The sequence below is a fragment of the Streptomyces sp. NPDC034099 genome (assembly GCF_055575415.1).
Map to the genome: position 1 here is coordinate 522,967 of NZ_JBVISR010000003.1, position 18,261 is coordinate 541,227.

Genomic DNA, 18,261 nt, shown 5'->3' on the forward strand with positions numbered 1-18,261 from the left:
ACGGAACGACGCGGCCGAGAGTGCTCCCGCCGACCGGAGGCGAGTCGAGCGACTCGCGTCCCCGTCCACGTAAACATCCACACAGTGGCGAGTCAAGTGACTCGCCTCGTGATGCGGCATACTGGGCCGATGACCGCAGGACTCTCCGCGCACCATCAACGACTCGCTCAGCGCAAGCGCGAGGCGATCACCGCAGCGGCCACGAAGCTGTTCCTGGAGCGGGGCTATGACGGGACCTCGCTGGCGAGGATCGCGCAGGAAGCGGCCGTCTCGAAGTCCACGCTGTTCAAGCAGTTCCCCACCAAGGCGGCGCTCTTCGAGGCCATCGTCACCGAGTACTGGAAGGGCGGCCCGGACCCGGCGGCGCCCGCGACGCAGCCCGGGGACCTGGGCGCCGGCCTGAGCGCGATCGGCCGCCAGTACGCCGACCTGATCGGCCGACCCGCGATGGCGGCCCTCTTCCGCATCGTCATCGCCGAACTGCCGCGCTTCCCGGAACTGGGACGGGCTCAGTTCGAGCTGGGCAAGCTGCCCTACTTCGTCTCCGTCCAGCGCTACCTGGAGGCTCAGCACGCCGCGGGCACCGCGGTGGTACCTGACGCGGAGAGCGCCACCAACCAGTTCCTCGGCATGATCGCCAACTACGTCCTGTGGCCGCGGATGCTGCTCGCCGACTGGAGCCCCGCACCTGCCGACGTCGGCCACGCCGTCGACGAGGCGGTCACGACGATGCTCGCCCGTTACGGCCGCAGCGCCGACGACCCGCAGCACCCCTGAGGGCCCCGGCGCCGCTGCGGGTGCGGACGGCGCCCCCGCCCACGGACCCCCGGCACGCTGCGGGAGGCCGCGGGTGAGTGCGGAGTGGCCTGTAGACCTCATCACGGCGACGTGGCCCGGCGACTGTGCCGCCGTGAGACCTTCGACATCCTCCGGCTCACCTTGGACGACGCGATCTCCAGCCCTGACACCCGCCGCTACGGGCCGCCCGGGGAAGTTGTCGCCGACCTGAACTGCCATCACACCATGGCGTCGGCAACCATGAAGACGGCCACGGCCAGGAGGGCCACCGCGAACATGCGTTGCAGGCGGGGTCCGGAGACCTTCGCGGCCAAGCGCTTGCCGTCCCGGGCGCCCAGGATCGCGGTTGCGATGAACGGGCCGATCAGCGCCCAGTCGAGTGAGACGGCGGCGCTGGAACGAGTGGCCAGTGAGGCCAGCGAGTTGGCCGTGATGATCAGGAGACTGGTGCCGACTGCGGCCTCCATCTCGAAGGCCAGGACGGTGACCAGGGCGGGGACGACGAGAAAGCCGCCGCCCACACCGAGTAGTCCGGTCAGCGTGCCCAGGCCGACACCGGCCGCGGCTGCCTTGCCCGGCCGTACCTCGCCGCTCCCGGGGCGGCCGGTGTCAGCAGGCCGGAGCATGTGGAGGCCGGCGAGGATGGCTGTTGTGGCGAAGGCGAGGGTGAGGACTGCTTGGGGCATGTGGGTGGCGGCGGCTCCGGCGGCAGCCGCCGGAAGAATCCCGGCGGCTGCGAATGCCGCTCCGGCCTTCCATCGCACGTGCCCGGTCCGGGCGTGCGCGTACAGGGCGGCCAGAGAAGTGGCGGTGACGATGACCAGGCTGGCGGTGGTGGCCGCGGCGGGGGTGAAGCCGAGCAGGTAGATCAGGGCGGGCACCGCCAGGACGCTGCCGCCGCCGCCAAGGGCGCCGAGCGTCAGGCCGACGACGGCCCCTGCGATCAGGGGGAGGATCAGGGCGGTCACGCTGTTCGCCCGCTGTGTCCGCTGTCGTCGGCCGACGGCATTCCGGTCCCGGTGACGCGGGGGTGTGCCTGTTCGGGGCCGAGGCGGCCATGACCCTGGTGGTAGAGGAACATCGTGTGCCTTCTGCGCAGGTGGAGCGAGGGGTTCACGGCCGGGTGAGGCTCAGGCCCGCGTCGGCGGCCGCCGCGAAGCTGTCATCGATGGCGATGACCTGTCGTCCGGTCGCGTCCAGGAGGGAAGCGGCGATTGCCGCGCGCATGCCGCCGGCGCAGTGCACCCACACCGTGCCGTGCGGGACCTCGCCGACCCGGCCGTGCAGTTCGTGGAGCGGAATGTGCACGGAGCCCTCGATGAAGCCGTTCGCACGTTCGGAATCCCGGCGCACATCCAGTACCGTCACGTTCTCGTCGTGCTCGTGTGCATCGGAGAGATCGGCGAAACGGGCGCGGGGGAAGGAGGCGAGCCGTTCTCCCTCACGGACCCAGGTGGCTGGATCTCCGGTGGCGGCTGCGGCCGGGCGGTCGATGCCGACCCGGGTCAGCTCCCGCTGCGCGTCGGCAATCTGCGCCGGCGTGTCGCCGAGCAGGGTGACCGGCTTGCCCCACGGGATCAGCCAGGCCAGATAGGTGGCCAGCTTGCCGGTGCTCTCGAAGTTGAACGATCCGGCCACATGTCCGTCGGCGAAGGCGACCCGGCTACGCAGGTCCACCACCCATTCACCGGCCGCCAGCCGTTCGGCGATCTGCGCGGCGTCGGCGGGCTCGGGCGGGGTGAGGTCGACGGGCGCGGGGCCGGCGGCGTTGGCCGGGGCCATGTGCGTGTAGTAGGCGGGCACGTCTTCCAGTTCGGCCAGGATCCGCTTTACGAAGGTGTCCTCGTCCAGAGTGAAAGCGTCGTTGCTGGTGCGTTCTTCGCCGATCGTGGTCGCATCGCCCTCGGCCTGGGAGGAGGAGCAGAAGCTGCCGAAGCCGTGCGTGGGCAGCACGGGCACCTCGTCGCCGAGCGTTGCCGCCAGCCGGTGGGCGGAGGCGTGCTGCGCGCGGGCCAGGTGCTCGGTCAGGCGTGGGTCCACCAGGTCCGGACGCCCCACGGTGCCGATCAGCAGCGAGCCTCCGGTGAAGGCCGCCACCGCGCGGCCGTCCTCCTCCAGGGCATATGAGGTGTGGTGCGGGGTGTGGCCCGGGGTGGCTATCGCACGCAGCACGAGGTGTTCGTCCACCTCGAACGTGTCGGCGTCAGTGACGGGAGTGCGGGCGAAGGAGGCGGCGGCGTCGGCCGGGACCAGGTAGCGGGCACCGGTGAGGCGTGCCAGTTCCAGACCACCGGTGACGTAGTCGTTGTGCATGTGCGTCTCCGCCACGTAGGCGATGCGCACCCCTCGCCGGGCGGCGGCAGCGATCACCTGGTCGATGTCCCGCGGCGGATCGACCACGACCGCCGCTCTCTGCCCACCGGCCAGGTAACTCCGATTGCCCAAGCCCTCGTACTCCAGGGTATCGACAAAGAACATGAAGTGACTCCTTTCTGGAGTGGCGTACGCGGGCGATTCCCGTCTCGGGAAACCGTCACCATGTGCGCAAGCGATCGCCACCTGACATGGCGGTAGGGAATTTCCCGAAAGAGGCGAGGCGGATGGCGTTCGGCTCTGCTTACGTCAGTCCTCACGTGCGGCTGCTTTGAGGTGGTCGCCGTTGTTCACCGAGGCCTCGCGCTCAGGAAGAGTGACCGGCAGCCCTGACGCTCGCCATGCCTCAAGGCCGCCGGTCACGCTGTAGACGGAGGACCGGCCTGCGCGGAAAGCCTGAACGCCGGCCTGCGCGCTGCGTCTGCCCGTGCGGCATACGAAGGCCAGTGGGCCGTCAGGCAATTCTGACAGCGAGGCCGGCCATGTGCTGAGCGCGGCGTGGAGGGCGTCCGCGGGGTGACCTTCTGCCCATTCATCCTCTTCACGGACATCGACCAGCGTGAGTTCCCCGTCCACGACGCGCTGACGTGCCTCTGCGGGAGACAGGTCAACAGGCGTGCGGCCATCGCCGGAGCCGGGGGCCTGCTTCGTGGCGGGCAGGACCGTGCGGACCGCCTCGTAGTTCGAGGCGTGGGCGACTGCTATCTGTTGTCCCATCATCGGGCAGACGTTCATCGCCTCTTCCCAGTGAGCTGTGGACTCCCATTCCGCCACGTTGACGAGAGAGAATCTGCTCCCGGGAATGATCGTGCGGAACATGTACGTCCGAATGAAACCGGGCTGATGTGCCATCACGTCTGCGGCTTCCTGCCAGGCGTCGAGATACGCGCCTTCCCTCTCCTCGTCGATCTCGATCGGAATGATCACGACATGGTGATTTTCCATCTCTGGTCTCCTTTGTCCTGTAAGGCAATTCGTGCCGCTCGCGCCGGAGAGTTGCCGACGAATGAGGGAACACGGCCGAGTCCGAGAGGTACCGGCTTTGGTTTGTGAGCCGCACTTGCTGGATTCAGCCTGCCCGCACAGATCTGTGGGCGGCAAATGACTTTGCTGAACCGGCAAGTCGGCCGGTGCGGTCCGATGCGCCGTCGGCGACCCGCGTGAGCGTCGACGTGTCGGCGCGCGCCTGGGACCACGAACCCGAATCGCACCGGCTCCCGTTCTACGGCCGGACAACGCCCCGAACCTGTGTCCGGGCTTGGCCGCAAGCCGGCGGGCCGGCAGCCGGCCCCAACTCGTCTGAATCCTTTGCACCGGACGCCGACTCTTATGAACGTATGGGTAAGCGGCCGTACGGCCGAAGAGTGGAAGGTGGTGCGAGGACCGTGGCCCAGTTCACCAGGAGCTCATGGCCGGGTGACCAACTCGTCAGCGCCGCGCAGCGCGGCGACGAGTCGTCGATCGGGGTGCTGATCTCCGGCGTGTACCCACATGTCCGGCGGTTCGCGTTCTCGCTGTGCGCCAGCAGTCAGGACGCCGAGGACGCGGCGCAGGAGGCGATGATCGTCCTGTTCCGCAGGATCGGGACACTGCGGGCCGCCGCCGCTCTCGCGTCATGGATGTTCCGGATCGTGCGCAGCGAGTGCTCACGGCGTGCGCGGAGCCTCGTGCACCGCTCGGGAACGGCCGTCGATGCGACCGTGTCCTCGGCCGAGGACGACGTGCTGGGTCAGCTGGAGATCGAGCGGCTGGTCGAGGTGATCGCCTCCCTGCCGGACGACCAGCGCCGCGTCCTCGTCATGCGGGACATCCAGGGACTGCCGGGGAGGACCGTCGCCTCGGCGCTCCGGCTGAGTACGCCGGCGATGAAGTCCCGGCTGCACCGCGCCCGCCGCGCCGTGCGTGAGGGGCTGGGTGAGCCGGAGTGAGCACGAACACCTTCCCGACCGGGCCCCGCGGCGTGCTCCTCGTGCACGGTGCCTGGCACAGCGGCAGAGCGTGGAACGATGTCGCCGCCGGGCTGCGCGCGCAGGGCGTTCCCGTGGCCGTAGCCGAGTTGCACCGAGGATCACTGGCGGGGGACGTCGCCGCCGCCGAAGCCGCACTGGACGACATCGCCGGGTCCGGGCCGGCGGTCGTCTGCGGCCACTCCTACGGCGGCGCCGTCATCAGCGGTCTGCCGCCGCGGAAGGTGGCGCATCTCGTGTATCTGGCCGCGATGATGCCCGATGCCGGCGAGACCAGCTTCGGGCTGCTCGCCCAGGCCCCGCCAAGCGAACTGGGCGCCTGCATGATCGGTGACATCACCGGCACCACCACGATCGATCCGGCCCGGGCCGGATCGCTGTTCCACGGCCAGCTCGATGCGGACCGGCAATTCCGTCACGTCACCGAGCTGGTCCCACAGGTCATGGAGGCCGGCCACCAGGCGGCCGTGACCGCGGCCTGGCACTCGCGGCCCAGCACCTATGTCCGCTGCACCGACGACCGGGTCATCCACCCGGAGCTGCAACGCCGCTTCACGCAGCGCGCCACCCGCACGGTCACCTGGCACAGCGACCACGGAGCCTTCGCATCCCACGAGTCGGACACCATCGCCCTGCTGACCATGCTCGCCCGGCTCTGAGCCACAGCGCTCACCGCCACACCGCCCGCCACCAGCTCGGCGAGACCGTCCCGCACGAGCCGGGAGACCGCAGCCACGGCGGCCGGTACGCGTGACCACCTGGCCGCCCGGTCCCGGTGCGGGGTACCCGGAGCGCTTCCCTCACCGTGGTGAACTGGGTGCAGTCGTCGCTGTTCCCGCTTGTCACGACGAAGCTGAGCGGGCAGTCGCCCCTGAGGGTGCGTCAGCGCGCTGCGAGGTTTGCCAGCAGCTCGGCGGCGGGCTTCGGGTGGACGAGCCAGTGCAGGTGGCTCCCCTCGAGTGTCCGGACGTCGAAGGGGTTGTCGGGTGTGAGCGCCTCGGCTTCGCGAATCATGCGATCCTGCACGGCGAGCGGAATGCTGGCATCGGCGGCCAGGCGCACATAGGTCTTGGGGATCCGGCCCCAGGTCGCGGCTCTTGCCCGGTCGGCGGACGTACCGACGTCGAGGTTCTCATCGGGCTGGAAAGTGTTCAGGAAGGCCCGGAACTCGTCATCGGTGAGGTCGGCGGCGAGCGCTCGCTTGAGCGCGGCGAGCGCCGCCGGATCAGCGGTGCGGAAGTTGGTGCGGAGCAGACCGAGTTCGGCGGGGTTCCCGACGAGCGTGGCAGCGAAGGCTCCCGCGTCGACGTTCGCCATCTCCGGCTGGGCGTAGTAGTCGCTGACGTCCAGATCGACGGGGCACCAGGCGGAAACGTAGACCAGCCGGTCGATCAGCTCGGGCCGGGCGTTGGCGACGGCGGTGGCCGTGATGCCACCCCTGCTGTGGGCGACGAGCATGGTGGGCCCGTTCTGCTTGGCCCGTTCGAGGACTTCGATCACGCGGGCGGCGTTGTCGGCGAGCATGACTCCACTGATGCGCCCCGGTGCTGCGGCGAGGGCATCGAGGATCTGGGGAGCCTGGTAGGCAGCGGGGAAGGTCGCCTCGAATCCGTGCCCGGGAAGGTCGACCGCGGCCGAGCGGTACCCGAGTAGGGCGAGCTCGGCCTGCAGCGGTGCGAACGAGAACGAATTCGCGAAGGCCCCATGAACAAAGACGAATGTCGGCGAATTCTGCATGCGTCAGCCTCCAATAGAACGATCTTCTGAGCAAGACCAAGGGCTCGAGAGGGCTCCGATCCCTCTGGCCATGGCTTCAATCGTGGTACTTGGTGTCAACGGCTGTTCACGGTGCCTCGTACGAGGCGGTGACCACACCGGGATCAGTGGAACGTCGCGGCGTCGCGGAGCCCTCCGCGGGCTTCGACCTCGTCAGCCACAGGCCGGTGACCACGGCGGTGGCCAGAAGGATGGCGCCCGCTGCGAGGAAGGCGCTGTTGAGGCCGGTCTCGAACGAGGCGCCGCCGGATTGCCGGGTGCGGACGACGGCTCCGAGCACCGCTACGCCGAGCACCGCACCGATCTGCCGGGTGGTGCTGCTGATGCCAGAGGCGAGGCCGCTTTCCTGTGGACCGACTGCTTGGATGGCGGCGCCTGTCAGTGGGGACATGGCCAGTGCGAAGCCGATGCCGACGAGTCCCAGCCGCCACCACACGTTCCCGTAGCCGGTGTCGGCGTGCACCGCGCCGAGCGCCAGCAGTCCCAGGCCGGCCAGGGCCAGGCCGGTGGTGACCAGGATTCGGAAGCCGTACCGGGCGGCGAGTCGGCCCGCGTACGGGCTGACGATCACCATGGCGAGGGACACCGGCAGGGTCTGCAGGCCGGCCCGCAGGATCGAGCTGCCCTGTACGTACACGAAGAACTGGGAGAAGAAGAACGACGAGCCCATGAGCGCGAACCCCACCACGACCATGGCGATGTTGGACACGGTGAACAGACGCTGCCCGAACAGCCGCAGCGGCAGCATCGGAGCGGAACGACGGGTTTCGACGGCGACGAAGGCGGCGAGGAGGATCACCCCGGCAGCGAAGCTGCCCAGGATCATCGGTGAGGTCCAGCCGCGGGCACCCCCCTCGATCAGCCCGTAGGTCAGTACCCCCACCGCCAGAACGGACAGCAGCGTGCCCGGGACGTCGATAGCGGGGGCGCTCGGGTTGCGGGACTCGCCGACGTAACGCAGGCCGACCAGCAGCAGGACCACGCCGATGGGCAGATTGACCAGGAAGATGGCGGGCCAGCCGAAGGCTTGTGTGAGCACGCCGCCGGCCACCGGGCCTGCGGCCAGGCCGATTCCGCTGAGTCCGGCCCACAGCCCGATCGCCTTGATGCGTTCCTGCGGCACCGGACAGGAGGCGGCGAGCAGGGCGAGCGAGGCAGGGCTCAGTGCCGCGGCCCCGATGCCCTGCAGCACCCGGCCGGCGACCAGCCAGCCGAGCGAGGGGGCGAGGCTGCACAGCAGCGACGCGGCGGTGAACACCGCCACGCCGGTCAGGTACACCCGCTTGCGACCGAAACGGTCGGCGAAGACACCGCCGGACAGCAGCAGCATGGCGACCAGCAGTACGTACGCGTCGACGATCCATTGCAGTCCGGTCAGCTCGGTGTGCAGCCGGTGCTGCATATCGGGCAGTGCCGCTCCGACGATCGTGTTGTCGAGCAGGACCATGAATTGGCCCAGGCAGGTCGTCGTGAGCAGCACGGCACGGCTCGATCGACTGCCTGCGGTCGCATGCGATGCGGCCATGGGATGCCCCTCCATCGTTGATTACGCCCGCCCGGTCGCGGTCGACGCGGGTGGTGATGCACCTGAGCGCACTAACGCAGTCGGTGACTGCGTTAGGTGACTATAGGGAGGGTCGCCTCATAAACGCAAGTGCTGACTGCGTTAAGGTGGTGGGATGAACGAGCCACAGCGAGCCCGGCGGCCCGGCGGGCGCAGCGCCCGCGTCGGCGCGCAGGTGCACCAGGCCGTCACCGCCCTGATCGGTGAGCGCGGCTACGGCAACTTCACCGTCGGCGAGGTCGCAACCCGCGCAGGCGTGGCCGACAGCAGCATCTACCGCCGGTGGGGCGACCTGGAAACCCTGCTCACCGACGTGGCGCTCACCCGCCTCAATGCGCAGTCGCCGATGCCCGACACCGGGAGCCTCGCCGGTGACCTGCGCACTTACGCGGCCCAAGTGGCCCGTGAGATCACCGGACCCGACGGTCCGGCGGTGCTGCACCTGGCCGTCGCCCTGTCGAGCAGCGGTCAGCAGGGGCTGCGGGCCGGCGCCGGCCTCCGCGCCGAACGCACCCGGCAGCTGCAGGCCATGCTCGATCGCGCCCGCGACCGTGGCGAGCACGCACCCGACGCGTTCGACGTGCTCGACCACATCCTGGCCCCGATGTATATCCGCGTCTTGTTCGGCATGGTTCCGCTCACCCCGGACTACATCGACGGGCTGGTCGACCGGTTGCTGTGACCTGCTCCGGTCCCCGCGCGGCAGCATCGTCAGGAAGCAGCCGGAGACGCGAGCCGCATCCCTGCCACGAGCATCAGCCAGAACCGGACAATCAACTCACGGGCCTTCGAAGCACCCCAGGACGGTCACCTGGTCGAAGCGCCGGGCCTTCACGTCCTTCCTCGCGATCGTCCAGAAGACGTCACCGCCGATGCGGAGGTTACCGAAGTCCAAGGCGCCGCCATACCATTGAGCGAGAAGGGCCCAGTCGTCGGGACGAGGCGGTGCCCATGGGCTGGCCCGCCTGCCCTCCGGCTTCCCTGCCCTCAGTGCCGCCATGGCGGCGGACGCGGTGATGGGGTCGTCCTCGCCGTAGGAGTCCCTGGAGTATCCGTCTATCTGCAGGTGACTCTCGTGGCGATGGTGCCTGTCCTCGTACAGCACGTCTGACCATGCCTGGCGCAGTTCCTTGGCGTGGGGGTGCTCGACGGGGTCGATAAGCACCTCGTTGTCTGGCAGGGAGAGGTCGTACTTCAGCCGTAGCTCTGCGCGGTCATAGCCGCCGTCCCCAGGGCGTTCATCGAGGCGTGTGCCGGCGGGGACGTACATCACTCGGCCGGAAGCACCAAGGTCGTCGGGGTGGAGCTGGGCGAAGAAGAGGAGCCGGCCGTCGGAGGGCAGTACCAGAGTCGTCGCGTCGTCGGGCAGCACGGCGAGGTCCAGCATCGCGATCAGGTGCAGCCCTGCCGGGAGTTGGGGAGCGTCGGCGGGGAGCAGGTGGGGCCCGCCGAAGTGGCCCACGACCGGCCCGTCCACGGTGGACGCCAGGGTGGCGCAAGGGCGGGCGGCCTCGAGCCACCTCTCCACCTCGGCAGACGGGACGCCGCCCGCGAGCGCCTTCTCACGGAACCGGTTCATCTTGTCGAGCATCTCGGGTTTCATATGGTGAACATAGTGGCGGGTACTGACCCATGGGCCGGACCGTGACCTGCACCGGCAACTGCCGGTTCTTCCCGCAGGGCGGACGCCGCCCGCAACGTGGAGCGGATGGTCGCGATCGCCCGTGCCCTGGTCGACCAGGGCACACCATTGCGGCTCAAACGATGTCGCACACCGGTCCGTTCACGGGAATCGGCGCCGTGGGCGCGGTCGTCCTGGACGTCGTCGTCCACAAGGGCCACGGTCGGAGTCGGCGGAGTGACGTTATACGGGCGGTCCTCGGGTACTCGCCCCATCGTGCCGAGGGCTCTGACCGGACGTCAGCCCCTCGGCAGCAACGATCGCGACAGAGAGGGAAGTTCTCAGATGAGCACGGTCAAGGAAGCGGTGGACGTCGAGGTTCCCGTGCACACCGCCTACAACCAGTGGACCCAGTTCGAGGAGTTCCCGCACTTCATGGAGGGGGTCGAGGAGGTCAGGCAACTCGACGAGCGGCACAACCACTGGATCACCCAGGTCAGCGGTGTGAAGCGCGAGTTCGACACCGAGATCGTCGACCAGCTCCCCGACGAGCGCATCACGTGGCGTACCACCACGGGTGACACCAGCCAGAAGGGCACGGTCCGCTTCCAGCGCCTGGACGAGACGCACACCCGGGTCGAACTCGTCATGGACGTCGAGCCCACCGGCATCGCGGAGAAGACCGGCGACATGCTGGGAGTCATCGACCGACGGGTGAAGGGCGACATGCAGCGCTTCAAGGAGTACATCGAGAAGCGCGGCGACGAGTCCGGAGCCTGGCGCGGGCGCATCAGGCCAGGTGAGTGACCCCGGCACCGCCCCGCGACTCACTCGCCGAGCGGCCACACCATGCGCGTGGGCCCGACCCCTCAGCAAGGGGGCGGGCCCACCCGCGTGTCCGGGCACCTCCCGCCAGGACGAAGGCTGCGCCGGGCCCGCCTTCACACCCTCCGCGACGCCTCCTTGCGGCGGTGGGACGGAGGAGGCAGAGGCCAGGTCGGATCACGGTCTCCAGACGGCAGGGCAGCAGATCCAGCTCGAGCTACCGAGAGGTGCGGCAGCCATGGGAGACTGCGACGACGCCGTGTTTCGAATCCACCGGATTGTCGTCTCGACCGGATGTTGATCTCCCCGCTCTCTCAGCGGTGGTGGCGGGGGTAAGCGGGCAGGTGGTCGGGTTCTCCCGATCCGGGAGACGCCAGGCGTCCCCGTTCAGCGGGCATCAATCCTGGGATCGGTCCGGCGTGCGCAAGGCGAGCATGGCGACGTCGTCGTCGTTGTCGTCCGGTCGCACCTCGTGCAGCAGGGAGTCGCAGAACCCGGGGAGTGGACGGCGGGCGAGGGACGCCGCGTGCCGGCGCAGCCGGTCCAGCCCCCGGTCGATGGAATGGTGCGGGGACTCGACCAGCCCATCGGTGTACAGCAGCAGCGTCGCGCGGGGCGGCAGCACGGTGACGGTGTCGGGGCGTGGTCTGTCGGCCCCGGTGCCGAGGAGGACGCCGTGGGCGTCGTCCAGATAGCGGGCCTGGCCGTCGTGGGCGATGAGCAGGGGCGGCGGATGGCCGGCGTTCGTCCACCGCAGGTGCCAGAGACCGTCGTCACCGCGCCAGATCCTGCCGAGGATCATGGTCACCATGGGGACCTCGGCGATGTGCATCACGGCCTCGTCGAGCTGTTTGACCACGGCACTGGGGTCGGCCGTTGGCTGGGACCAGGCGAAGGCGCGCAGCATGTTGCGTACCTGGGCCATGCCGGCCGCGGCGTCGAGATCGTGCCCGACGACATCACCGATGACCAGGGCGTGCGCCTCGGGGGACAGGGCGAAAGCGTCGTACCAGTCTCCGCCCACAGAGGAGGCGTGCGGTGCGGGCAGGTACCTCGTCGTCATCTCGAGGCCGGGCACGCTGGGGAGCTGCGGCAGCAGATGGCGCTGCATGGTTTCGGCGACCTTGCGCTGGCGCTGGTACAAGCGGGCGTTGTCCAGGGCGAGACCCGTGCGGCGCGTCAGGTCCTCCAGCAGCGGCAGGTCCGCGGCGGTGAAGGCGTCAGGGCGCTGCGAGCGACCCAGGGTCAGGGCGCCGAGTACGTCCCGCAGACCGCGGATGGGCGCGATGATCGCGGAGTGCATGCCCGTCGTGGTGAAGAGGCGATGCTGTTCGACGGCGATACCCGAGTCGGGCTCGCCCTGGTAGGTGGAGGGGCCGGCGAGTGAGGAGGCGACGCCGCGCAGCGCCCTGGACAGAGGCATCGGGGACTCCTCGGGGACCGGTGGCATGGGCCCCTGCAGATCCTCCCGCTCGATCAGCACGCCGTCCTTGTGTTCCATCACCAGTGCGCGCGTCACCTCGTCGCGTTCGGTGAGCAGGTCGAACACCGCCCAGTCCGCCAGCCGGGGCACCGTCAGGGCCACCAGCCGGTGCAGCGCCTCGTCCACGTCCAGCGTTGATGTGAGCGTCGTGGTCGTCTCCGCCAGCAGGGCCAGGCGCTCCAGCTCCGTCAGCGGAGCAGGGGTTCCTGCATCACCCTTGACGAGTGTCACCGCGGTCGGTTCGTACAGCAGCACGAGCCCGCCCGGCGCGTTCGCGCCGAGTGCGTAGGGTGTGACCACCCAGGACAGCAGGACGAGGGAGCCGTCTCCGAGGACGAACCGCCCGGTGTCGCCGTGGCTGGTGCTGCCTTCGAGCAGCGCTCTGCGCAGTGGGCAGCTGGTGCGGGGCATGGGGTGCCCATGGTCGTCCCGGTGCAGCAGGTCGTGGAAGTCCTCTCCGACGAGCTCCACGAGGCTTCTGCCCAGCATCCTGAGGGCCGCGTCATTGGCTGCGACGATGGCGCCGTCGTCGTCCAACACGATGGCGGACGTCCTCACGTCGTCCAGCGTGATGTGGAGCAGGGCACCAGGCCGCGGCCGGTTCGGGGGCTCTGGGGAGTCGTGTTGCGTCCGGCCGTCGCGCCGCGGAGGACCGTCCATGACGGCATGCTGTCAGGGCATGCGGCGCCGGTGCAACAGGCGCCGGGAGCGAGTCGCCATGTCCATACCTTCCCCTTCGCCCCGCGGCTCGCCGGAACACCGGTGCAAGGCAGTTCTCCGCACTTCCCATTTCACGGGACCGCTACCCGTCCCTGGACGGCTAAGCCCGCGACGTGGTGGAGGTACGCGAAGCGCCCGGCTCCCGCGTTGCAGCGACGACGAGGGCCGCGGGTGCGGGTTCAGCGCCGAGGACATCGAGGTGGGCGGACTGCGGCACTGCCCCTATCGCGCACCGCTCGTGTGAGCATAGGGCGACAGCGTGGTGCCGGACGGTCGTCCGCGGTCGGTCTCGTCCTGTACGAGCAGGGAGAGGAGCGAGGCCACGGTCAGGCCCGCTTCGGCGGGGTGGCGCAGGACCCGGTCCGGCTGGATGCGGTAGGTGTTGGTGCGCCCGTCCCGGGTGTGGGAGAGGTAGCCGTCCTGCTCCAGGTCGGAGATGATCCGCTGGACGGCCCGCTCGGTGAGCCGGCAGCGGACGGCGATGTCACGGATACGGATGTTCGGGTTGTCGGCGATGGCCGCCAGCACCCGCGCGTGGTTGGTGACGAACGTCCATCCGGTGTGAGATTCAGGTGCCTCTGCCATGCACTGATTCTACTAATCATCCTGGCGGGAATGTAGCCGGTCCGCCGTGGCGGACCGGCTCCGATGCTCAGGCAGTCCGGATGCGGCCCCGTCCACCGCGGCGCTGTCGTGGACGCCGGGGGAGTACCGCTTCGTCATGCGCGAGGTCCTCGCCGACCTCGGGGCCGTAGGTGGGGGCCGTGAAGAGGTTCTGCCATTGAGGCTTGGGAGGAGCCGTCCCGTCAACGGCCTGTTCTCCACGGCGAATCTGCGGGTGTGACATCGTTTGTTCCTTACTTCGCTACTTCTTTCCGCTTCTGCTGCGGACTGTGGCGCCTGTCAACGGGCCGCACGGCGGTCGGACCGGTGGCGAAGCCACAGGGGTAGGGCGTACCACGACAGTGCGAACCACAGCATCACGCCGCCGACGAGCAGTTTCGCCATGAGCCCCGGTACCACGACGTGCAGGATCAGAAGCAGAGTGCAGCCGATGGTCAGGGCCATCAGGAGCATGCCGCCCATCATCAGCCGGTGCGCCACCTCGACCATCTCGTCCTTCATTCGCTGCCCCGAGAGGAAGCGATGGATGGAGACCGGGGCGATCAGGCACGCGGTGGCCGTGGCACCCGAGATGACGGTGGTGACGTACACGGCGTGGTCGAAGGTGTCCAGGTCGTGGAAGAGCGGGGTGAACGCGACGCTGAGCAGGAAGCCGAAAAGGATCTGGACACCAGTCTGAGCGACGCGCGTCTCCTGCATGATCTCGTTCCAGCGACGGTTGACCCGCTCGCGTGGCGTCTCCGGTGCCTCGTCCGTGGCGACGTCGCCGTGCGCTCCGCACGTACAGCATCCGCCGGCCCCTGCCTCCGGCCGCCCGATCGACTCCGTCGTCATGTTTGTGTTTTCCCCTCCGTCTGTGGTCCGTTCATCTGCCCGTTGAAGCTGGTCGCATGCCGCAGACAGTGATGGTGCGATGGGTTTCGTCCTGTATGGGCAGGGAGAGGAGGGGGCACGGCCACGCCTGCCGCGTCGCAGATGATCCGCTGGACGGCGCGTTCGACGGGGCAGCAGTGGCCGGCGATGTCGATGGCCGCCAGCGCGCGGGCGTGGATTGGTGACGAAGGTCCATCTCGCATGAGTCTCGGACACCTCAAGCTTGCACGGCGCTTCTGCGTACCGTCTTTGCATGAATCAAAGTACATGACATACTTTTCGTGTAATGGATGACAGGCCTGTGTGTGGGAGGGACCCGAAGGTGTCTTTGCATGAGGCGGCCACTGGGTGCGCGGACGCTGACGTGGCCCGGCCGCAGGGTCTCGACCAGGCCTCGGTGGCGCAGTACGAGTGTTGCGGTGTCTGCGTCGTCGGTGCGCGTGGCCCATACGATCTGAACTCGATCACCCCGCTGGCGGAGGCGTTGGACGCGGCGGCGAAAGAGCATTCGAAGGTGGTTCTGGATGCTTCCGGCATCGCCTTCGCCGACTCGGCTCTCCTGAACCTGCTGATCCTCACCCAGCGATCCGTCGACCTCCGAGTGGCCGCGCCGACACAGCAGTTGCGCCGCCTTCTCGACATCACCGGGGTCGACACGCATCTCAAGGTGCGGGCGACAGTGGAGGAGGCCGCCACCTGCTAGGCCCCGCAGTCCCGGCCAGGAGGTCGGAATGGACCTTTCGACACGGGGCATTCGGGATTCTGTTTGACGCGTCCTCGCCCAAGTTGCGGGGACCGTGGAGATGGAGACAGTCACCGCCTCGCGGTGCGGCGGTCGGCCGTCGCGCGGGCGGGATTCACCAGGGGAGAGGTAAGACGATGATCCTTCCGGCGGAGAAGGAACTGCGTGCGGTGCTGGCTCGGTTCGCCCACGCGCGCATGGAACACGACGTGTGTCCCACCGGCCACACCAGCAGGGCACTCGACGACGCCACCTACACGCTGTGCGTGATGACCGGGGCCCGCACTGCCGAGGACGCCCTGATCGCGGCGGACGCCCTGCTCGCGCGGTACACCGGCCGTACGAGCGTTTCCCAGGACGAGGAGCGGTTGGCCGCCTGAGGGGTGTCCGGTCATTGTTCGGTCTTCCTCCGCGAGCGGCTCACCGGGACGCGGCCGTCGGGACGGGCAGCGCGTGCCGTCAGGGGGCGAAGGTGGCGCCGAAGCCGGTGAAGTCGGTGCGCAGGGCCTTGAGGGCCGGTACGCCACGGTCGACGCCGTAGAGACGAAGGTGACGGCCTTGGTGTTCCACTCGGCGTGCACGCGGTCGAGAGGGTTCTTGGGGACGCCGGGGAAGGGGTGGTTGTACTCGGGAGTGACGATCACATGGCCGTCGTAGGCGGCGACGGTCCGGGTCCCCTGCCGGGTGCGCGGCTGTAGCCGACCTATGGCTGGGGGCTCGCCGGTCTGTGGCAGGTCGACCTGGTCGTGGTCTGCGTCGCCGCGCTGACGTGTCTGGTCGAGAACCCGCTGTGCGACGTGTGCGCCGGTCCGCCCGGTACGGCTGCCGACGAGGGTGATCGCGATCTTCGACATGGCGTCTCCCGTCTCCGGAAGTGACCGCGTGAGATCGGGATCAGTGGTGTGCGGTCGCGTCCCGGGGCGTGAGGAAGGAATCGAGGAGGGCGAAGACCGCCTCCGGCTTCTCGCGCAGGGGCAGATGCCCGGCGCCCTCGACGAGTTCGAACCGCGCCTGGGGGAAGGCGGCCGCATAGGCACGGCCGAAGTCGGGCGTGACGACCGTGTCGTCGCCGCCCCAGATCACCAGCACCGGACAGGTGACGGTGGAGAAGCGGGGCAGCAGGCCGGCGTCCGACATGGCCGGCCCGGCGTAGGTACGCAGGGCGGCCATCGACTGTGGGGACGGTCCGCCGCGCGGGGCGGGTTCCTGGGGTGGTGGTCCGGTGGGTGCGGTGACCTGCTGGCCGGGCACGACCGGGCCGATGGCGTCCATGAGGACGAGCTGGGAGACGCGGCCTGCGCGGTCGTCCAGGACCGTCTGGGCGGCGACCCAGCCGCCGAAGGACGTGCCGATCACCGTCACGTCGTGGAGGCCGAGGTGGTCGAGCAGGTTCAGGTAGAGGGAGGCGAGCGCAGGGACGCTGTCCAGGTCGTCGGGGCGTGCGGTGCCGTCCCAGCCCGGATGGGTGGGCGCCAGCACCCGGTGGCGTGCCGCCAGGTGGCCGACCAGGGGGCTGAGGCTGCCGGGGCCGGGGCCGCCGTGCAGGACGAGGACGGGGTTGCCCTGGCCGGCCTCGTGCAGTCGCAGGTCGAGACCGGCCCGGACCTGGGCGGTGTGGCGGGCGGGTGGAGTCGGTGAGGTCATGAGGTCCCTTCCGGATGCGGCGGGCGTCGCGAAGACGGGTCGGGCTGTCACTGGTGGGCGGGTCCGGTGGTGAAGAACCTGGTCATCTGCTCCAGGCCGTCGGGGCCGAACATGGTGTCCAGGCTGGCGGCGGACTCGGCGGCGGAGGTTTCGCTGCGCGGGAAGAGCGCTTCCTCGTAGGCGGTCAGGGCGGCCTCGGTGTCGTCGGGGTGGGCAGCGAGGGCGAGGGCGAGTTCGGCGCCGTCGTACATGGCGAGGTTGGCGCCCTCGCCCGCGAACGGAGACATGACGTGGGCGGCGTCGCCGAGCAGGGTGACGCCGGGGACGCGGTCCCAGCGGTGGCCGACGGGCAGGGCGTGGATGCGGCGCGGGGTGATCGTGTCCGCGTCGGCGACCAGGCCGCGCAGGCCCTCGTTCCACCCGTCGAAGTGGGCGAGGACGGCGGCCTTGGCGGCGGCGTGGTCACTGAAGTCGACGGTGTCGATCCAGCCCTCGTCCGTCTTCAGAGCGGTGTAGACGTGCAGGCTGCCGTCGGGCTCGCGGTGCGCGAGGAAGCCCCGCTCGTGCCCCAGCGCCATGAAGAAGCCGCCGCCGATGACCGCGGCGCTGCGCGGATGCTGGGTGTCGGCCTCGTACAGGTCCGTCTCCACGAAGGAGATGCCGGTGTAGGCGGGCTTGGCGTCCGAGAGCAGCGGCCGGACACGCGACCAGGCGCCATCGGCGCCGACGAGGAGGTCGGTGGTGACGGCCGATCCGTCGGCGAACGTCACTTCGTGGCGGCCGTCACCCAGCGGCCGAGCGCCGGTGGCCTTGCGGCCCCAGCGGACCGTGCCGTCCGGCAGGGAGCTCAGCAGCACGTCACGCAGTTCACCACGGTCGACCTCCGGGCGCTCGCCGGTGCCGTCGTCCTCTTCGGCGACGCGGACGGTGCCGTCGGGGCCGAGCAGGCGCATGGCCTGGCCGCCCTCGTGGACGAGGCGGAGGAAGTCGTCGTGCAGGCCGGCGGCGTGCAGGGCCTTCTGGCCGTTTTCGGCGTGGATGTCGAGCATGCCGCCCTGGGTGCGGGCCTCAGGGCCCGTCTCCAGGTCGAAGACCGCGGACTCGATGCCGTTGACGTGGAGGACGCGGGCGGCGGTCAGACCGCCGAGACCACCGCCGATGATCGCGACGGGGAAGTGGGTGGTGCTCATCGTGAACCTCTTCGCGGAAGTGGGGTGTGTGCACGGCCGGGGAGGCGGCTCCACCGCCGGG

Annotated in this window: 18 protein-coding genes and 1 pseudogene; 7 read left to right on the forward strand and 12 right to left on the reverse strand. The window is 69.5% G+C overall.

What is annotated here, in order from left to right; translation table 11 throughout:
* Positions 1–129 precede the first annotated feature (129 nt).
* Positions 130–777: a TetR/AcrR family transcriptional regulator gene (locus ACZ56V_RS11405; RefSeq protein WP_467379339.1), complete on the forward strand. Its 648-nt coding sequence runs from the start codon at positions 130–132 to the stop codon at positions 775–777.
* 239 nt (positions 778–1,016) lie between these two features.
* Here ACZ56V_RS11405 and ACZ56V_RS11410 read toward each other — a convergent pair whose 3' ends face one another.
* From ACZ56V_RS11410 to ACZ56V_RS11420, 3 genes are all read right to left on the reverse strand, one after another.
* Entirely contained in the window at positions 1,017–1,766 is a 750-nt protein-coding gene (locus ACZ56V_RS11410) for a sulfite exporter TauE/SafE family protein (RefSeq protein WP_468941251.1), read from the reverse strand.
* 145 nt (positions 1,767–1,911) lie between these two features.
* The gene (locus ACZ56V_RS11415; protein WP_467379341.1) at positions 1,912–3,276 is read right to left on the reverse strand and encodes a rhodanese-like domain-containing protein; all 1,365 of its coding nucleotides are present in this window, start codon (positions 3,274–3,276) and stop codon (positions 1,912–1,914) included.
* Between the two features lie 144 nt (positions 3,277–3,420).
* On the reverse strand, positions 3,421–4,116 hold the full coding sequence (locus ACZ56V_RS11420) for a rhodanese-like domain-containing protein (protein ID WP_467379342.1): 696 nt from the start codon (positions 4,114–4,116) through the stop codon (positions 3,421–3,423).
* Between the two features lie 440 nt (positions 4,117–4,556).
* On the opposite strand from ACZ56V_RS11420, the gene ACZ56V_RS11425 reads away from it, so the two are divergent.
* Positions 4,557–5,099: an RNA polymerase sigma factor gene (locus tag ACZ56V_RS11425; RefSeq protein ID WP_467379343.1), complete on the forward strand. Its 543-nt coding sequence runs from the start codon at positions 4,557–4,559 to the stop codon at positions 5,097–5,099.
* Positions 5,096–5,797, forward strand: a complete 702-nt coding sequence (locus ACZ56V_RS11430) for an alpha/beta hydrolase (RefSeq protein WP_467379344.1) — start codon at positions 5,096–5,098, stop codon at positions 5,795–5,797. The genes ACZ56V_RS11425 and ACZ56V_RS11430 overlap by 4 nt, the downstream gene beginning before the upstream one ends.
* A gap of 223 nt (positions 5,798–6,020) precedes the next feature.
* Here the strand turns inward: ACZ56V_RS11430 and ACZ56V_RS11435 are convergent, their stop codons facing one another.
* Positions 6,021–6,875 (reverse strand): alpha/beta fold hydrolase, encoded by an 855-nt coding sequence (locus ACZ56V_RS11435; RefSeq protein WP_467379345.1) that lies wholly within the window; start codon positions 6,873–6,875, stop codon positions 6,021–6,023.
* 106 nt (positions 6,876–6,981) lie between these two features.
* Positions 6,982–8,439, reverse strand: a complete 1,458-nt coding sequence (locus ACZ56V_RS11440; protein WP_468941253.1) for an MFS transporter — start codon at positions 8,437–8,439, stop codon at positions 6,982–6,984.
* A 154-nt stretch (positions 8,440–8,593) separates the two neighbouring features.
* Between ACZ56V_RS11440 and ACZ56V_RS11445 the strand changes: the two genes are divergently transcribed.
* A complete protein-coding gene (locus tag ACZ56V_RS11445; RefSeq protein ID WP_468941256.1) occupies positions 8,594–9,160 on the forward strand; it encodes a TetR/AcrR family transcriptional regulator in 567 nt (188 codons plus the stop codon).
* Between the two features lie 96 nt (positions 9,161–9,256).
* Here ACZ56V_RS11445 and ACZ56V_RS11450 read toward each other — a convergent pair whose 3' ends face one another.
* A complete protein-coding gene (locus ACZ56V_RS11450) occupies positions 9,257–10,081 on the reverse strand; it encodes a DUF1963 domain-containing protein (protein WP_468941259.1) in 825 nt (274 codons plus the stop codon).
* 363 nt (positions 10,082–10,444) lie between these two features.
* Here ACZ56V_RS11450 and ACZ56V_RS11455 point away from each other — a divergent pair, with 363 nt between their 5' ends.
* Positions 10,445–10,906, forward strand: coding sequence for an SRPBCC family protein (locus ACZ56V_RS11455; RefSeq protein ID WP_398909441.1), 462 nt, complete (start codon positions 10,445–10,447; stop codon positions 10,904–10,906).
* Positions 10,907–11,321: 415 nt separating this feature from the next.
* Here the strand turns inward: ACZ56V_RS11455 and ACZ56V_RS11460 are convergent, their stop codons facing one another.
* The 3 genes from ACZ56V_RS11460 to ACZ56V_RS11470 form a co-directional block, all read right to left on the reverse strand.
* A complete protein-coding gene (locus ACZ56V_RS11460) occupies positions 11,322–13,067 on the reverse strand; it encodes a PP2C family protein-serine/threonine phosphatase (RefSeq protein ID WP_468941262.1) in 1,746 nt (581 codons plus the stop codon).
* A 282-nt stretch (positions 13,068–13,349) separates the two neighbouring features.
* Positions 13,350–13,712, reverse strand: coding sequence for a helix-turn-helix transcriptional regulator (locus tag ACZ56V_RS11465; RefSeq protein ID WP_468941265.1), 363 nt, complete (start codon positions 13,710–13,712; stop codon positions 13,350–13,352).
* A gap of 318 nt (positions 13,713–14,030) precedes the next feature.
* Complete coding sequence (locus ACZ56V_RS11470) at positions 14,031–14,585, reverse strand: DUF6328 family protein (RefSeq protein WP_398909436.1); 555 nt, start codon at positions 14,583–14,585, stop codon at positions 14,031–14,033.
* A gap of 436 nt (positions 14,586–15,021) precedes the next feature.
* Here ACZ56V_RS11470 and ACZ56V_RS11475 point away from each other — a divergent pair, with 436 nt between their 5' ends.
* Both ACZ56V_RS11475 and ACZ56V_RS11480 read left to right on the forward strand, forming a co-directional pair.
* Complete coding sequence (locus tag ACZ56V_RS11475; protein WP_468941268.1) at positions 15,022–15,327, forward strand: STAS domain-containing protein; 306 nt, start codon at positions 15,022–15,024, stop codon at positions 15,325–15,327.
* A 176-nt stretch (positions 15,328–15,503) separates the two neighbouring features.
* A complete protein-coding gene (locus ACZ56V_RS11480; protein WP_468941271.1) occupies positions 15,504–15,746 on the forward strand; it encodes a DUF5133 domain-containing protein in 243 nt (80 codons plus the stop codon).
* Positions 15,747–15,953: 207 nt separating this feature from the next.
* Here ACZ56V_RS11480 and ACZ56V_RS11485 read toward each other — a convergent pair.
* The 3 genes and pseudogenes from ACZ56V_RS11485 to ACZ56V_RS11495 form a co-directional block, all read right to left on the reverse strand.
* Positions 15,954–16,220, reverse strand: a pseudogene (locus tag ACZ56V_RS11485) (NADPH-dependent FMN reductase); the annotation flags it as partial.
* Between the two features lie 40 nt (positions 16,221–16,260).
* On the reverse strand, positions 16,261–17,010 hold the full coding sequence (locus tag ACZ56V_RS11490; protein ID WP_468941274.1) for an alpha/beta fold hydrolase: 750 nt from the start codon (positions 17,008–17,010) through the stop codon (positions 16,261–16,263).
* Positions 17,011–17,057: 47 nt separating this feature from the next.
* Complete coding sequence (locus ACZ56V_RS11495) at positions 17,058–18,200, reverse strand: FAD-dependent oxidoreductase (RefSeq protein ID WP_467379351.1); 1,143 nt, start codon at positions 18,198–18,200, stop codon at positions 17,058–17,060.
* Positions 18,201–18,261: the final 61 nt, after the last annotated feature.

What these genes read in the sequence shown, in the direction of transcription:
- ACZ56V_RS11405 (WP_467379339.1), top strand. Translation starts at nt 130, where the DNA reads ATGACCGCAGGACTCTCCGCGCACCATCAACGACTCGCTCAGCGCAAG.
- ACZ56V_RS11415 (WP_467379341.1), bottom strand. Translation starts at nt 3,276, where the DNA reads ATGTTCTTTGTCGATACCCTGGAGTACGAGGGCTTGGGCAATCGGAGT.
- ACZ56V_RS11420 (WP_467379342.1), bottom strand. Translation starts at nt 4,116, where the DNA reads ATGGAAAATCACCATGTCGTGATCATTCCGATCGAGATCGACGAGGAG.
- ACZ56V_RS11435 (WP_467379345.1), bottom strand. Translation starts at nt 6,875, where the DNA reads ATGCAGAATTCGCCGACATTCGTCTTTGTTCATGGGGCCTTCGCGAAT.
- ACZ56V_RS11440 (WP_468941253.1), bottom strand. Translation starts at nt 8,439, where the DNA reads ATGGCCGCATCGCATGCGACCGCAGGCAGTCGATCGAGCCGTGCCGTG.
- ACZ56V_RS11445 (WP_468941256.1), top strand. Translation starts at nt 8,594, where the DNA reads ATGAACGAGCCACAGCGAGCCCGGCGGCCCGGCGGGCGCAGCGCCCGC.
- ACZ56V_RS11450 (WP_468941259.1), bottom strand. Translation starts at nt 10,081, where the DNA reads ATGAAACCCGAGATGCTCGACAAGATGAACCGGTTCCGTGAGAAGGCG.
- ACZ56V_RS11455 (WP_398909441.1), top strand. Translation starts at nt 10,445, where the DNA reads ATGAGCACGGTCAAGGAAGCGGTGGACGTCGAGGTTCCCGTGCACACC.
- ACZ56V_RS11460 (WP_468941262.1), bottom strand. Translation starts at nt 13,067, where the DNA reads ATGGACGGTCCTCCGCGGCGCGACGGCCGGACGCAACACGACTCCCCA.
- ACZ56V_RS11465 (WP_468941265.1), bottom strand. Translation starts at nt 13,712, where the DNA reads ATGGCAGAGGCACCTGAATCTCACACCGGATGGACGTTCGTCACCAAC.
- ACZ56V_RS11470 (WP_398909436.1), bottom strand. Translation starts at nt 14,585, where the DNA reads ATGACGACGGAGTCGATCGGGCGGCCGGAGGCAGGGGCCGGCGGATGC.
- ACZ56V_RS11480 (WP_468941271.1), top strand. Translation starts at nt 15,504, where the DNA reads ATGATCCTTCCGGCGGAGAAGGAACTGCGTGCGGTGCTGGCTCGGTTC.
- ACZ56V_RS11490 (WP_468941274.1), bottom strand. Translation starts at nt 17,010, where the DNA reads ATGACCTCACCGACTCCACCCGCCCGCCACACCGCCCAGGTCCGGGCC.
- ACZ56V_RS11495 (WP_467379351.1), bottom strand. Translation starts at nt 18,200, where the DNA reads ATGAGCACCACCCACTTCCCCGTCGCGATCATCGGCGGTGGTCTCGGC.